Here is a 14720-nt window from a genome sequence, read left to right on the forward strand (position 1 = left end):
AATCGAGCCAAGCATGATATTTCAATGTAAGTATTGCAAAAAACGGATGGAACCTCGGGTTGAAATAAAAGAGCGGCTGCTTAGTACAAACGAACAAACCTTTTATTGTAGTTCATGTGGGAAACAACTTTTCATACTAGGCAGTCTTGCAGATAAGCCGTCTTGGAACAGGTTTGGTTTTCTCATAGATTTTTTGATCCCCCTTGTTTGGGAGGTAATTAATAGTTTGGAAATTTTTAAGGCGCTGAGAAAAAAGCTAAGTTTTAGAAAGCGCAAGCGCACTAGTACGAAAGACGAATCAAGCGAATAGATTTTCCTCTTTGAGACCAGTGCTTTCATACAGACCGCTCAAAGAACCGCCCCTCATCCTTCGGGCACCTTCTCCCTAAAGGGGAGAAGGTGCCCGAAGGATGAGGGGTTTCTGATTTTTAATCCTTACAGTTTTTGAGGAACCAAGCGATTTTTTAACCGCACATAAACGGGGATACCATCTTTGTATGGTGGATAGGCTTCGCCCTGGATTAATGGTGCCATATATCGGCGGCAGGCTTCAGTAATACCCATTCCATCTGCGGCAATAAAATCTGCTGGCATCGCTTTTTCCTGGTTTGCCACATCGGCTAAGGGAACGTGGGCAATTGACCAACGATAGGGTGAATCTTGCTCACGTTTGATGATAGGCATAACTGCGTTATGGCCACTGACAGCTAGCTCAACTGCCGCCTTACCTAAGGCATAAGCCTGGTCAACATCAACCTGAGAAGCAATATGACGTGCGGCACGTTGTAAATAATCAGCAACAGCCCAATGGTATTTATAACCCAATTCAGATTTTACTAATTGGGCAATTACCGGTGCAACTCCACCCAATTGCGCATGGCCGAAGGCATCGCGTAATCCTGCGTCGCTTAGAAACTGTCCCTGCTCATTGCGAATACCCTCAGAGACAACAACCACACAATAGCCATAATCTTTCACACAACGATCAACCTTAGCGAGAAAACGCTTTTGATCAAAGCTAACCTCAGGCAATAGAATGATATGGGGAGGTTGCGTATCGTTTTCATTCGCTAAGCCGCTAGCAGCCGCTATCCAGCCTGCGTGGCGACCCATGACTTCAAGAATGAAGACCTTGGTTGAGGAGGCGGCCATAGAAGCCACATCAAAACCTGCTTCCTTAGTTGAAATAGCAACGTATTTGGCGACAGAACCAAAGCCTGGGCAGGTATCTGTAAAGGGTAGGTCATTATCGACAGTTTTCGGGATACCGATACAGGTAATTGGGAAGCCCATAGTCTCTCCTAATTGAGAAACCTTGTGCGCTGTGTCTTGGGAGTCGCCGCCGCCATTGTAGAAAAAATAGCCGATATTATGGGCTTTGAATACATCAATTAGGCGTTCATACTCAGAGCCATTATCTTTGAGCTTATAACGACAGGAACCAAAGGCCCCTGAGGGTGTATTCATTAACTGGGCAATGTCTTCATCGCTTTCCAGAGAGGTATCAATCAAAAGCTCGTTCAAGGCGCCAATAATACCATTTTGTGCAGCGAACACTTTACCGATTTTCTCAGGATATAGTCTTGCGGTTTGAATGACACCGCAGGCAGAGGCGTTGATAACCGCAGTAACTCCGCCAGATTGAGCGTAAATTGCATTTTTAACTGACATAGGATCTCCGATTTCCTGGATTTAAGCCAAGGCAGATTCTGCCAGACAGGCTGGCAAAATGCGAGTCATAAGGGGATTTTTTTAAGACGCACTCGTCTGATAAAGGTTATTAAATTCATCAATAACTTCATCAATACTTTGGATTAATTCAGCAAAGCTGGTTTTTAACTCTTCGACACCTTTGGCATGTTTGGCTTGTTTCTCCAAACGGATGACCTGGGTTTGCAGATGAGGAACCCCACAGAAACAGCAGGCACCATGTAGTTTATGTGCTGCGGCCTCTAATCCTTTTATATCTTTATTTTGTAATAACTGTAGAAACTCAACGCGATTTTTATGTAACTCCTCAACAAAGCGAGCAAGAAACTCTTCGGCCAGTGCCTGATTCCCTGAGACTTTTTGTACGCAGAGCTGCCAATCAATCGCCGAGGGCTTAGATTTTTTGAGAAAGAGCAGGATTTGATTGAGTAACTGTTTTTCATCAATAGGTTTTTGCAAACAGAGATCAACCCCCGCCTTTTGTAGGCGTTCATTATTGAGATCACTGGAATTCGCTGAGATCACAACAATGGGCGTTTGCTTGTTTAGCATCGATTCCTGGCGAATCATGCGAGCGGCGTCAAGGCCATTGAGTTTGGGCATTTGCAGATCGAGCAAAATTACATTAAAGCGTTTGCTTTGACAGGCTTGCACGGCTTCTTCACCATTATCAACTGCTTCAATATTGGTGTGTTCGCTCAGTAAGGAATTGAGCAACATACGGTTAACAGGGTTATCTTCAGCAATCAAAAGTTCGGGATGGGCTAGGCGAAGTTGAGAGCGTAAATTATCAAGCTCGTGGTTCGATGTCAGGCTTTGTGTCACTTGGTTGACTAAGAGTTCAATAGTCTCATGTAATTTTTGAATAGAGATTGGTTTGAATAGAAAAGCGCAGCCACCAAGGGATTGGGGATCGTGAATCATCCATTTAGAAACCAAGATGCAGGCTTTGGATTGTTTTCGTAGGATCTGTGCGACCTGTTTTTCACAGCCTTCATTAACATTAATAAAGGCTAGGGTGCATTCGCTATGCTTTGTAAAGGCTGCCTCAAGTTTGTTTAAGGCTTTGACTGGTACAGACTCAATGCCCCAATAAGCCAGGCCATTGCACATCGCTTCTAAATATAAGGGATTATCATCAAAGCAAAGAACTTTAATATTATCAAAGCGCTGACTTTGGTTTTTCTCAATTTCGTAGGCTGCTAATTTTTCTAATTTTATTCGTGCAGAAAAGGTTGAGCCCTTATTGACTTCGGAACTGAGGCTAATTCTTCCGCTCATTGCTTCAACCAGTTTTTTACAGATAACCAAGCCTAAACCAGAGCCACCAAAACGCCGGGTGATTGTTGTATCTGCCTGATTGAAGGCATTGAATAATTTAGTTTGATCCTCATTTGAAATACCAATACCGGTATCCGTTACAGAGATGCAAAGCGTATAGTCTTTTTCCGTTTCCTGCTCAATGCAGGTGCGAATCAGCACATAGCCGTGATCGGTGAATTTAACGGCGTTACTTACCAGATTAGTGATAATTTGCTTGATTCGCAGAGGATCACCCAAGACAGTTTTAGGAACATTCACTTCAGTAATCGGTATGAGATCAACGCCTTTTTTATGCGAGTTAGGCGAAGCCAGGGCTAGTACTTCATCGATACAGGCACGAATATCCAGGGGAATACAGTCCAGGTTTAATTTACCTGCGTCCATTTTTGAATAATCGAGGATGTCATTAATAATAACCAGTAAATCCTGGGCAGAGGATTTGATAGTTTTTACATAATCCAATTGCAGGCTATCTAATTTAGATTCCAGTAACACGTTAGTAAATCCTATAACACCGTTCATCGGGGTGCGGATTTCATGACTCATGTTGGCGATAAACTCAGATTTTTGCCTACTTTTTTCCTCGGTCTTTTTCTTTTCCAATAACAATTCAATGTTTTTCTCTTCTAGCAATTCCAAGCTTTGCTGCAAATCGCCTGTAGCGACTTCGATATGATGGTTAAGGTCATGAATTGTATTTAAATACTGTTTCTGCAGATGAGCGCATCCTCGTTCAATCAGACCAAGCTCGCCAGAACTAGAAACTGGAATGTGGGTTTCAAATTCATTGGATAAAATTTGCTTCATGCTGCGGCGTAAACGAGAAATCGGGATATAAATTCGGCGCGAGATAAAATAATGAATCGTCAAACTGATTAAAAGACCAAGCAAGGTAATGAAAATGGTGATGATATACATGCGATAACGCTTAATCAGGATTGATTGCGTATCGATATCGATTGAAAGCCAACCTAAAATATCATCAGCCTCTAAGGCTATTGGATTTGATGAGGTTGTTTTGAAAGGCGTTGTGGAATAGAGATTAAATTTAGGGATAGTAATCGGAGCCAAAAAATTAATGGTGTAAGGTTTTATCTGCTTAGACTCGATGTAATCACCGGTGAACTCTGGTGGCTTAAAGGGCTTATGAATCGAATGTTTACCCCCTCGGTAGGCAAGCAACTGTCCTTGGGCATTATAAAAGGCTAAAGCTTGCACCTCTGGATTGATTGTTGATGCATTAATCAGACTCTGCAAAGTTCGGCTGTCATTACGCATCATAGCAAATTGCACAGCAGGCAATAGTTGTCTTATATAGGCCTCTCCCAGTCGGGACATATGTTGATTTAGATCTTTATTGAATTGACCATTGTAAAAGACAGCAAAGAGGAGGGCGACGACGAAAACGGGAATTAATGAAGTGATTCGCAGCTGGTATTTAATGCCCAATTTTTTCATGTGCCTTACCTTTTGAGGGCCCAATTAACTGAAAGCTGCAAAGTGCTTTGGTGCATTGGTTTATTTTGCGTTGCCAAGAAAGTCGGATATTATAGCGCGATTAGTTATTAGCTTACAACGGAGCACCTGATGGCAGTTAGAACGCGGTTTGCCCCAAGCCCCACTGGTTTTTTACATGTTGGTGGTGTGCGCACTGCATTATTTTCCTGGTTATATGCAAGGCACAATAATGGTCAATTTATTTTGCGTATTGAGGATACTGATCAGGAACGTTCCACCCAGGAATCAGTACAAGCAATTCTTGATGGCATGGATTGGTTAGGCTTGGACTTTGATGAAGGTCCTTTTTATCAAACCAAACGTTACTCTCGCTATAAAGAGGTTGCTGACCGATTACTTGAAGAGGGTTCTGCTTATCGTTGTGTTTGTTCTAAAGAGCGTTTAGAACAGCTCCGTGAATCCCAATTGGCTGCTAAAGAAAAACCGCGTTACGACGGTCATTGCCGTGATAAGAACCTGCCAGAAACCGATGAACCCCATGTGCTGCGTTTCAAAAACCCGCAAACTGGCTCAGTAACCTTTAGTGATGAGGTCTATGGGACGATCACTGTTGATAATAGTGAGTTGGATGATTTGATTCTTATCCGTTCAGATGGAAATCCAACTTACAACTTTGCGGTGGTTATTGACGATTGGGATATGGAGATCACCCATGTCATTCGAGGGGATGACCATATTAACAATACCCCAAGGCAAATTAATTTATTTCAAGCCTTAAACGCACCCATACCTGTTTTTGCCCATCTGCCTATGATTTTAGGGGAAGATGGCAAGCGTTTATCAAAACGCCATGGCGCTGTTTCTGTGCTGCAGTTTAAAGAATTAGGCATACTGCCTCATGCTCTGCTGAACTATCTGGTGCGTTTGGGTTGGTCAAAGGGCGACCAGGAAATTTTTAGTCTTGATGAAATGATCGCTAGTTTTGATTTGAAAAATGTAAGTCGAGGTGTTTCAAGTTTCAACTATGACAAACTTTATTGGTTAAACCAGCACTATCAAAAAAATGATCCGGCCGAGACGGTTGCTGCTGCACTGCGCTGGCATTTTGAGCAGGAGGCTATTAATGTTGCAAATGGACCAAGATTAGTTGATCTGGTTGCTGTCCAGGCAGAGCGTTCCAGGACCTTGGTCGATATGTGTAAAGATAGTCGCTATTTTTATGAGGATACAATTACTTATAGTGAAGACGCTGTAAAGAAAAATTTAAGGCCTGTCGTCTTAGAACCACTTGGAGCTTTACATCGACGATTCCAACAATTGAACCGCTGGCAGAGTGATGCCTTGCAGGAATGTATCAATGACATCTGTGCTGAATTTGATATCAACATGGGGAAAATAGCTCAGCCCCTGCGCGTGGCTGTAACGGGTAGCACCATGTCTCCAGCAATCGCTCTGACCTTAGAGCTCCTTGGAAAAGAACGAACCCTGGCGCGTTTAGAGTTTGCTTTGGATTATATTCAAAAAAGAGCTGCAGAGGCTCAGGAATAGGTCGTTCACAGTACTTTGGAAACTGGTTTTAACCCCCTCTCCCCCAAGGGGGCGAGGGGATATACAGAGGTATTTGGGGAACAATTACCAAGACTGCCTATTAAGATGCTCAAGCATTTCTTGAATATCAGTTGGGGTAAAGGGTTTGTTGAAATAGTGTTTCATGCCAACTGCCCGAGCCTTTTCAGCATATTCAGGATCTTTATGTGCAGTTACGGCAATAACAGGGGTGTTTTTGTTCATTGGGCTATGCATCCTGATTTGCGAGGTCACTTCAAATCCGTCAGGACCTTCACCGAGCCCGATATCCATTAAAATCAGGTCATACGTTTTAGTCATGGATTTTTCTAGGGCAATTTGCGCGTCTGCTGCGATATCTACAAGGCAACCCAGTTGGGTTAATTGTATTTTAGTTAGCATCTGCGCAATTAATGTGTCTTCAACTACAAGCACATGTGTAGGATTCATTTTCTTTCCTCTTCCTTGGTTGGCACTAAAACCTGGTAAACAATAAATACAATTCCTAGCGTATGTTTACAATTGTGAGCAATATTAGGTAATTTTCAGCTTAAAGTATAGGGTCTGATTTACAAGCATAGCAACATTGACTAAATTTATAGATATCAGATCATCAGCATTTATAAGGAGAAGCTATGAAAAGGATTATCTTAGCAATCGCTGCAATGACTATTCCTGCTTTAATGCATGCTACACCAGACTCAACATCACTGGCTAACGTACAGCTGGCGGTAGCGGTACAGGATAGTGGGGTATCCTTTGGTACGGACGCTGGCACTACCACCTATCCCAATGCAGGAATGAACACAACGCCCACGAAAAATATTGGCACTGACTCTAATGCAGTGGATCCCAATGCACCGATAGCAAAACCAGGGCAGGCTCCGGCCTTTAATCCGGCACCGGCTTTTGCTCCTGCACCGGCATATACACCGCCAGCAAGTCAAAATGGGACGACAAATACTAATCCCTAGAAAGTGCATCGAAGGATGACGTAGTGTTGAGACAAGAAGGGAAGTGACCTATTACCATCAAACTATCACAAAATTGTGCACCAACTGGCCAATGATTTTCTCGCATTGTTTAAGTTGATCAATGCTGACAAATTCATTGGGGCGGTGTGCCTGTTCTATGCTGCCTGGCCCGCAGATAATAGTCGGTATTTTTGAGTGTTGGTATTGCCCTCCCTCCGTTGCATAGGCGACCTTAAATTTTTTCTGGATTTTGGTTAATTCACGAATAAGCTGCGTAATCATCTCTTCTTCACTAGTGTCTAATCCTGGGCCTTCAGCAATTTTGACTAAATCGATAGTGGCATCAGTATGCTCTTTGTGTAATTCAGGCAAAAGATTTTCATGGATATAGTGTTCTATCTTGCTGATGATTTCTTTGGGATCAAGATTAGGCAGATAGCGAAATTCAAAAGCAAATTCACACCATTCCGGGATAATATTATAGGCAGCCCCTCCATTGATCATGTTAGTGGTCAAGGTGGTAAAAGGAACATCAAAGGCATTATCAAAGGGGCCTTTTTGCTTAAAATGCTCTGCCAGACTACGCAAATAAATGATTAGTTGTGCTGCGTGTTCTATAGCGTTACATCCTTGGGTGGTTAAGGAAGAATGAGTCGCAGCGCCATGGATACGGCAGCGATACAATACTCTTCCTTTATGGGCTGTAACGGGTTGCATATTAGTAGGCTCACCAATGACACAGCCCTCAGGATTCAGTCCCAAGGTTTGTAAATGCTTAAGCAAAGTAAGAATTCCCAGGCAGCCAATTTCTTCATCATAGGTAAAGGCAAAATGTATCGGCTTTTTTAATTTTAAGGTACGAAACTCAGGTAAAAGATGTAATAAAACAGCAATAAAGCCTTTCATATCGCAGGTGCCGCGACCATAGATACGGTCATCACGTTCTATGGCTTCAAAAGGGTGACTATCCCAAATTTGTCCATCCACAGGCACAACATCGGTATGCCCTGAGAGAATGATTCCTCCCTGGGTTGAGCCATCATGGGCAGGCAAGGTAGCAAATAAATTCGCTTTCTTTCTCGTTTCATCAAAAACAAGTTGCGGGCTAACTTTATGTTGTTTAAAGCAATCTTGGATGAGATCAATAAGTGCTAGGTTTGAGTTGCGTGAGGTTGTGTCGAATGAGACAAGGCGTTTGAGCCATTCGATAGTCGTCATGAAAACATCCTTATCCTATTTTGGCCTCGTTTTGTACGAGGCCTGGTAATTGACACCTAGTGTATAGCAATTTTATATGCTAGCGGAAGCAACAAGAGAAGTTGGATCTTCTTAATAACGTGCTTGAATTTGGTCGAATAAAGGCTTGTGATCTATTGGTGCCGCTGAAGGGCTAGTGAAGAAGGCAATTTGGTATCTTTGCTGAAGCCGTTTTTTCGTCTCTTTATCAGCTTCAGGAGCAATGACTAAACGTTTACCATTTTCAAATAGAATAGATGAAGGTTTGCTAGGATCAGCAGTTAAGATTTCAACCAAATCATACAAATCTCTTATCGGGCGACCATTCGCTTCAATAACTCGATGGCTTACACAGAGAGCTCCTCTGCTAAGCGCAAAATTTTCATAACCATCGGTTTCTTCAGAGGCCAAAATATTTTGTAAGACAACAATTTCAGTCAACGATTCTGAACGTGACAGTTTTTCAAAATCATTGAATATCGAGGGTCTATTCGATGTATCTGCAAGTACTCGACCAGAAGCATTATAATTGGTGACGAAGGTATCCATGAGTGACTTTGTACAGCGGCTAAACACAAAGCCCCCATTAGTCCCAGAAGGCTGAACATGGTATTTGAGTGGTTTATCATCCTTATACCCTAAAAGACTTTGTCCAAGCTGCTCTGTTAGCCTAAAGGTCAGTGTATGTTCTTCAAGTTTTCCACCGAGATTTTTCCTGAGAACCTTGATCTTTATATCATCAAAAAATTGCTTTTGTTGAATGAGGTAGCGAAAGTGAATTGGGTGCTCTAATTCAGAAACCTCAACATTCCCATTTGCTAGGATGGAGTGACCATCAATTTCCATAATAATATCGCCTTCATTAAGGATATTAGAGGCACAGGATTTCTGAGCAATCTTAGAAACATAAATTCCCTTTAACTCCTCACCTAAGGGAGTTTCTGCTAATCCGAGTTCCGCACGAAGAGAAGGATTTTTCAAGGTTTGATAGTCAAAGCTGATATCGGGGACAGTGACATGGTCAATAAAGCCTGCTGCTTTGACCTTACCGTATTTTTTATAGGTTTCGATTGTTTTTACGACTGTAACGGCAGGAATAAAATAACCTACATTACTGAGACTGGTGGCCCTTTGACTTACTATACCGATGCATACCTCTTTGTCTGCTTGTTTTATAGTAATTGGACCGCCGCTATTTCCTGGATTAATTGGGGCGCTAGTTTGTACTGTGATACCAGGGAGTCCGGATAAAGCAACGGTGGAGATTTCTATCCTTGATACATGCCCCTTAGTGAAAGAAAGCCCGCTACCCCCTGTTGGATAGCCATAGGCATTGACCTCTGTGCCTTTGGGTTGAAATTCCGGATCTATTTCTATGGGGGTAATTTTTCCTTTAATTAGCTTCTCTACTTCTGCTGAAGTTGCCTTAACGATTGCCAAATCCATAATGGGATCAACCCAAACCGCTTTTACTGGCAATTCAGTTGAGCCTTGGTTGAATTTCACCTTGAGATAGGTTGAATTGACAACGGCATGGGCATTGGTAACCAGATATAATTCACCTTGATAGCTTAATGCTGATACCGTAGCGCTTGATTTGCTGGATGAGCCAATTGACCAGGGGGTGGTATAGTTGACGGTTTGTTTATCAGCTTCTAGTTTTAATGTTGAATTAGTTAACATAGATAACCTCAAAAAAGAATGGATATGAGAAAGCTTTTTTATTGTCAATCTGTTAATAGTTACGAGAATAAATATCGACATGATTGCAAAAAAAGCGAACATGTTATTCTTTTTTTGTTTTGTCGGCAATGATATGGGTGGAAATTTTTGAATATTGGGGAGATTTAAGGGGGGGGAGGGATTGTGCTTGAACCGCCCCTCATCCGCCCTACGTGCACCTTCTCCGCAAAGGGGCGAAGGGAAAAATAATAAGCGCTCTTCTCCCCGCAAGCGGGGAGGAGGTGCACGAAAGGTGGATGAAGGGCTTTAATGAAGGGTCGAACTACGATTATCCATCTCAGCCAATACAATCGCCATGGCTGCATTTATTTTGTCAGCGACAGCAGGAAAGGTTTGGTTAAACTGTTTTCCGGCTTCATCCGGGTCGCTATGCTGAGAGACGATAATCCGAGCAATATCTGCTAAAAAGCAATGAGAATCTAGATCCTTCGCTTTTTTAATCATAGTCGTTGCCTTCTGTATCTCTCCGCGCAAGGCATAAACGAGAGCCAGACCACCCCAGCTTTCTGGGCTTTCTTCATAGATCTGAATCGCTTGTTTATAACTATTTTCTGCTTCAGAAAGCTTATCAAGAAATAGCTGGCACCAGCCTAAGCTTATCCAGTTATCACAAAACAGAGGTTCTAGCTCAGCGGCTTTTAGGAAGGCTTCTTCTGCACTATGCAGGCTAAGTTCACGTAGATGAATTGTCCCTAAGGCAAACCATAAGCGGGCGTCCTTGGTTTCTTTAGCCAATAATTTATTAATTTGCTCGAGGGTTGCATCACCATCAGTTAGATGCAGAAGAATCCTTAAAATCTGTGCTTCATAATTGTTTGGCGATATTACTAAGGCTTGTTTAGCGGCGTCATCTGCTAATTCAACTTCATTGCCATCAAAATAAAGCTGAGCAAGCAAAGCCAGGGCTTCACCTGATTGCCCATGATTTTCAATGGTTGTTTCCAAGGATTTTACCGCCTCATCAAGCCTATTACTTTGGTGTAATAATTTGGCCATAAGCAATTCGACCTCATAGGTTGAGCTGCCATGTGCTAGCAAGGGACTTAAGACTTCTATGCCTTTGTTAATTTCCTGCAGGGAATAATAGCAAACTGCCAAACCATAACGCAGAATAGGTAAGTCCTCCTTCAACAACGCTTTATGAAGTGCATCCTTCGCCTCCTCAAAATGGCCTAAGTTGAGATCAATGATGCCTTGTTGGGCAAAACAGCCTTCACTGTCAATTTTTTTTGCTTTATCAAGATAAAGTTGTGCTGAGGCAAAATCACCTAATTGACGGTAACTATCGCTAACAGAAAGTAGGAGATTAAAATTGTTAGGATCTTGCTCAAGGAAATGGAGATATTGAGTTAATTTTTCTTTACTGTCGTTGCTGATGTCCATTTAGAATTCTCTTTTATATAAATCATTAAGGATTATAGGTCTTAAGCTCATTGAAAACTACCTACCAATGCTTGAATAACCATATCCCAGCCATCAATAAGCACAAAAAGTAGAATTTTGATGGGCAAGGAAATGGTCATCGGGGGGACCATCATCATGCCCATAGTCATCAGTATGCCTGAAACAATCAGATCAACTAAGAGAAAGGGTAAAAAAATCATAAACCCTATCTGAAAAGCAGTCTGTAATTCACTCAGTAAAAAAGCAGGAATCAGTTGATACAATTTTATCTCTTTTGCGGTTGTTGGCGGAGGAGCATTGGCCAATTGTAAGATTGTTTGTAAATCTTTTTCTCTTGTTTGCCGCAGCATAAATTGTTTAAGAGGTGCTTTTGCCTTGGCGAGGGCTGTTTCTGTGTTGATCTGTTTTTCTTGATAGGGTTTATAGGCTTGGCTGTAGATAATTTTGATAACAGGCATCATGGTAAACAGTGTCAGAAAAAGGGCGAGGCTAATGAGAATTGTATTCGGCGGCGTTTGCTGCAAGCCCAGGGCATTTCGTAGCATGGATAAAACGACAACAATTCGGGTAAAGGATGAAAGCATAATTAACAGGCTTGGCGCCATGCTGACTAAGGTTAGGCTAATAAAAACTTGCAATAGTGGTGAAATATTCTCTTGATCCACATGAATCCCACCCCAAGTCAGCCCGCTAGCAGAGGCGAGACAAAGAGAGGGTAAGCCGATTAGGCAAAGAACTATAAAGTATCGCATTTCAATTTCTCTGTTGTTAGGGCATGTAAGGCCAAAGCTTGTTGACTATCAGCAAGAAGAAATTGCTGATTTTGATATTCAAGAATGTAAATTGTGGTTTTGTTGCCTAAGTGCTTTTTATCGACGATGAGGCAGGAAGACTGGGTTTGTCGGGGTTTTTTAGCAAGGAAAATGGCAAGGGCAATAAGTGCTGCAAGGGTAATCAAATAGATAAACCAGCCCTGCTTGGGTTCTATGGCTTGCTTAAAGTGAAGGTCCTCAGCCAGGGCTTTATTCGATACTAGGGAGGCAAGGAGGATATTAACGATTTTCCTCATGAACTAACCTCCGTTATTTGCAAAGCAAAACACTCCTCGGCACAGAGTAATTCTCCGCGGGCAATCACCTGATTATTGAGAAGGATTTCAATAGGTTCAGACGTTTTTTGTTTTAGCTGCACTGTCTGTCCTTGTTGCAGCCGGCCTAATTCGGCGATTGTCATGGTTGCCGTACCGAGGCGAATTTGGCATTCAACCTCAACTGAGCCAACAAGAGACAAATAATTATCTTTTAATAGTACATTGTTCCCTGCTTGAATCTGTTGCTCAGGCAAGGCAATTTTTTTTACAGTAATACTCATAATGACTTCCTTAATTGGATGGATCGGTGCAGCAACTGTTGCCCAAGTTCAACTTCGCAAATGGCTTGCTGCTGGAAGTTCAATAACAGGGGTTTGTTATGCGGATGTGAGGTTTTAACGATATCGCCAACTTGCAGCCCAGAGAGTTTAGCTACACTCAGGACAAGCGGTTCAAGTTCAACAGTCAATTGCAATTCTTTGTTTGCCAAGGCTTCCTCGAGTCTGACTAAGTGTTTGGCAGGTTTATCTGCCTTGGGTAGGTTAGCTAAAACCCAATTGGGATGTAGATAAAGATTAAAGCGACCAAGCCTTAGAATCAGGCAGGGGGAGCCTTGGTAAAACCATTCTGAATGGCTGGTTGTATTAGTAGCTAGTTCTACAGAATCAAGTGCTAATAGTTGCTGCAGCAGATGCTTAAAAAGGTCTTCGCAGATCAAATCAAAACAGGCGGCGGAATCAGAAAATACCGCCTCTTTGATTGATGAAAGATAGTTTTTATCCACTAAAGCAACTGGCTTTTCTGCCTGGTTTATCAACGCTAAGGGGCTTTCTTCTTGTTTTGTGGCACAGGAAAGTTTCAGCTTGATTTCCTTGCTTGCATAAACGGCATTCCATTCAGCTAAGATTGGCTCAAATCTTTGCTCTAAGTACATTAATTCCTTTGAATTAACCAAACGATAGGCTTTCATTTTTTATATAACTCTTCTAAAAGTTGTTTCTCAATATCCATAATTTGCGAGCAGGCTTGGAACATACGCTGCAGAACAACGATATTGGCAAATTCAGTGGTTGAATCGACGTTGGAGGACTCCAGTTTTTGCGGTTGAATGGTACCGAACCCTCCTTGATTTGCACGGCCAATTTGCCTGCCCGCTTCATTGTTTGCGCGGAATAAATTGTCTCCGGTCTGAATTAGGCAATGCTCTGGATCATCAAATTTGGCTATAGCAAGATAGGGCCCAGGGAGGGATTGTTCATTGTCATAATGATGAGAAAGTTGACCATTGTCATCGAAGGATAGGTTTACAAGTCGGCCTTCTTCATAACCGTCTTGCTTGTAGATTTGAATATTGGAGGTTGAGGTCGTGCTGTCTGCAGCCTTAAGGCCTACTGATTTACCGCTGTCTGACCAGTAGTGGCCAAAATTGAGGTTGATCGATTGCTCATTGGGTAATTTCAGCTGGATTTGAGCTGGATCTTCAGGGCTGCGGCTTGCTAGGCTAGTAAATTTAATGGATTGGCTATTAAAAGAAAATTCAATACCATCATAGCTAGCCCTTTCCAGATTCCACTCAAGACCTTCAAAGGGTTTATTCGTTTTAAATTCCAGTTCCAGGGAGTGCTTTTTTCCTTGGCTATCGTAAATAGCATCTAGGGTAATTTTGATGCTTTGATATTCACCTTTTGTCGGATCAGGGTTGGTAGCATCGCTTTTAACCAAAACAAATTCACCGGATAAATCAAGATTACAAGACGCTTTGCCTATATGAGTTTGCGTGGCAAATTTCTGGATAGGCACTAGGTTTCCTTTGCCATCATAGCCTTGGACTAGGCCATGACTGTTTCGGTCGGCAAGAAACCCCTCATTATTAAAATCAAATTCACCATCGCGGGTATAAAGGAGCTCGCCATTTTTTTGCTTGATGATGAAAAAACCCTGGCCGACAATGGCTAAATCGTAGGGGTTTTTGGATTCAAGATAAGAACCCGCACTGAAGTTTGTGCCTGTTCCGCTGATCCTAACCCCGGAACCAAGCTTAGCCTGGTTTCTTTCATCGCCCAGCGATGAGTAGAAAACGTCATTGCGCTTATAGCCATGACTTTGCATATTCGCTACATTGTGCGAGGTATTTTGCAGGCCGAAACTGGCTGCTAGCATGCCTGATAGGCTGGTGTAGTAGGTGTTGCTCATTTTTTTCCTTAATGGTTGGTTTT

The 14720-nt window shown here is 42.4% G+C and carries 13 protein-coding genes; 2 read left to right on the plus strand and 11 right to left on the minus strand.

Annotated elements, in window-relative coordinates; genetic code table 11:
- Nucleotides 1–435: 435 nt before the first annotated feature.
- Nucleotides 436–1671, minus strand: a complete 1236-nt coding sequence (locus BN1094_RS06435; RefSeq protein ID WP_043873458.1) for a 6-phosphofructokinase — start codon at nt 1669–1671, stop codon at nt 436–438.
- 81 nt (nt 1672–1752) lie between these two features.
- Entirely contained in the window at nt 1753–4491 is a 2739-nt protein-coding gene (letS, locus tag BN1094_RS06440; RefSeq protein WP_043873459.1) for a two-component system sensor histidine kinase LetS, read from the minus strand.
- Nucleotides 4492–4620: 129 nt separating this feature from the next.
- On the opposite strand from letS, the gene gltX reads away from it, so the two are divergent.
- Nucleotides 4621–6039 (plus strand): glutamate--tRNA ligase, encoded by a 1419-nt coding sequence (gene gltX / locus BN1094_RS06445; protein WP_043873460.1) that lies wholly within the window; start codon nt 4621–4623, stop codon nt 6037–6039.
- A gap of 84 nt (nt 6040–6123) precedes the next feature.
- Here the strand turns inward: gltX and BN1094_RS06450 are convergent, their stop codons facing one another.
- Complete coding sequence (locus tag BN1094_RS06450) at nt 6124–6507, minus strand: response regulator (protein ID WP_043873461.1); 384 nt, start codon at nt 6505–6507, stop codon at nt 6124–6126.
- A gap of 185 nt (nt 6508–6692) precedes the next feature.
- On the opposite strand from BN1094_RS06450, the gene BN1094_RS06455 reads away from it, so the two are divergent.
- Nucleotides 6693–7031: a hypothetical protein gene (locus BN1094_RS06455; RefSeq protein ID WP_043873462.1), complete on the plus strand. Its 339-nt coding sequence runs from the start codon at nt 6693–6695 to the stop codon at nt 7029–7031.
- Nucleotides 7032–7088: 57 nt separating this feature from the next.
- Here the strand turns inward: BN1094_RS06455 and argE are convergent, their stop codons facing one another.
- The 8 genes from argE to BN1094_RS06495 all read right to left on the minus strand — a co-directional run bounded on the left by argE (nt 7089) and on the right by BN1094_RS06495 (nt 14697).
- Nucleotides 7089–8249, minus strand: coding sequence for an acetylornithine deacetylase (gene argE, locus BN1094_RS06460; RefSeq protein WP_043873463.1), 1161 nt, complete (start codon nt 8247–8249; stop codon nt 7089–7091).
- A 111-nt stretch (nt 8250–8360) separates the two neighbouring features.
- Nucleotides 8361–9950, minus strand: a complete 1590-nt coding sequence (locus BN1094_RS06465) for a S1C family serine protease (protein WP_043873464.1) — start codon at nt 9948–9950, stop codon at nt 8361–8363.
- Nucleotides 9951–10256: 306 nt separating this feature from the next.
- Entirely contained in the window at nt 10257–11393 is a 1137-nt protein-coding gene (locus BN1094_RS06470; RefSeq protein ID WP_043873465.1) for a tetratricopeptide repeat protein, read from the minus strand.
- 47 nt (nt 11394–11440) lie between these two features.
- The gene (gene fliP, locus BN1094_RS06475; protein ID WP_043873466.1) at nt 11441–12166 is read right to left on the minus strand and encodes a flagellar type III secretion system pore protein FliP; all 726 of its coding nucleotides are present in this window, start codon (nt 12164–12166) and stop codon (nt 11441–11443) included.
- Complete coding sequence (locus tag BN1094_RS06480) at nt 12151–12483, minus strand: hypothetical protein (protein WP_043873467.1); 333 nt, start codon at nt 12481–12483, stop codon at nt 12151–12153. The genes fliP and BN1094_RS06480 overlap by 16 nt, the downstream gene beginning before the upstream one ends.
- Nucleotides 12480–12785, minus strand: coding sequence for a FliM/FliN family flagellar motor switch protein (locus BN1094_RS06485; protein WP_052403156.1), 306 nt, complete (start codon nt 12783–12785; stop codon nt 12480–12482). The genes BN1094_RS06480 and BN1094_RS06485 overlap by 4 nt, the downstream gene beginning before the upstream one ends.
- Nucleotides 12782–13474, minus strand: a complete 693-nt coding sequence (locus BN1094_RS06490; protein ID WP_043873468.1) for a FliM/FliN family flagellar motor switch protein — start codon at nt 13472–13474, stop codon at nt 12782–12784. The genes BN1094_RS06485 and BN1094_RS06490 overlap by 4 nt, the downstream gene beginning before the upstream one ends.
- Nucleotides 13471–14697, minus strand: a complete 1227-nt coding sequence (locus BN1094_RS06495) for a flagellar hook protein FlgE (protein WP_043873469.1) — start codon at nt 14695–14697, stop codon at nt 13471–13473. The genes BN1094_RS06490 and BN1094_RS06495 overlap by 4 nt, the downstream gene beginning before the upstream one ends.
- Nucleotides 14698–14720 lie beyond the last annotated feature (23 nt).

This window comes from Legionella massiliensis (assembly GCF_000756815.1).
Lineage (GTDB): Bacteria > Pseudomonadota > Gammaproteobacteria > Legionellales > Legionellaceae > Tatlockia > Tatlockia massiliensis.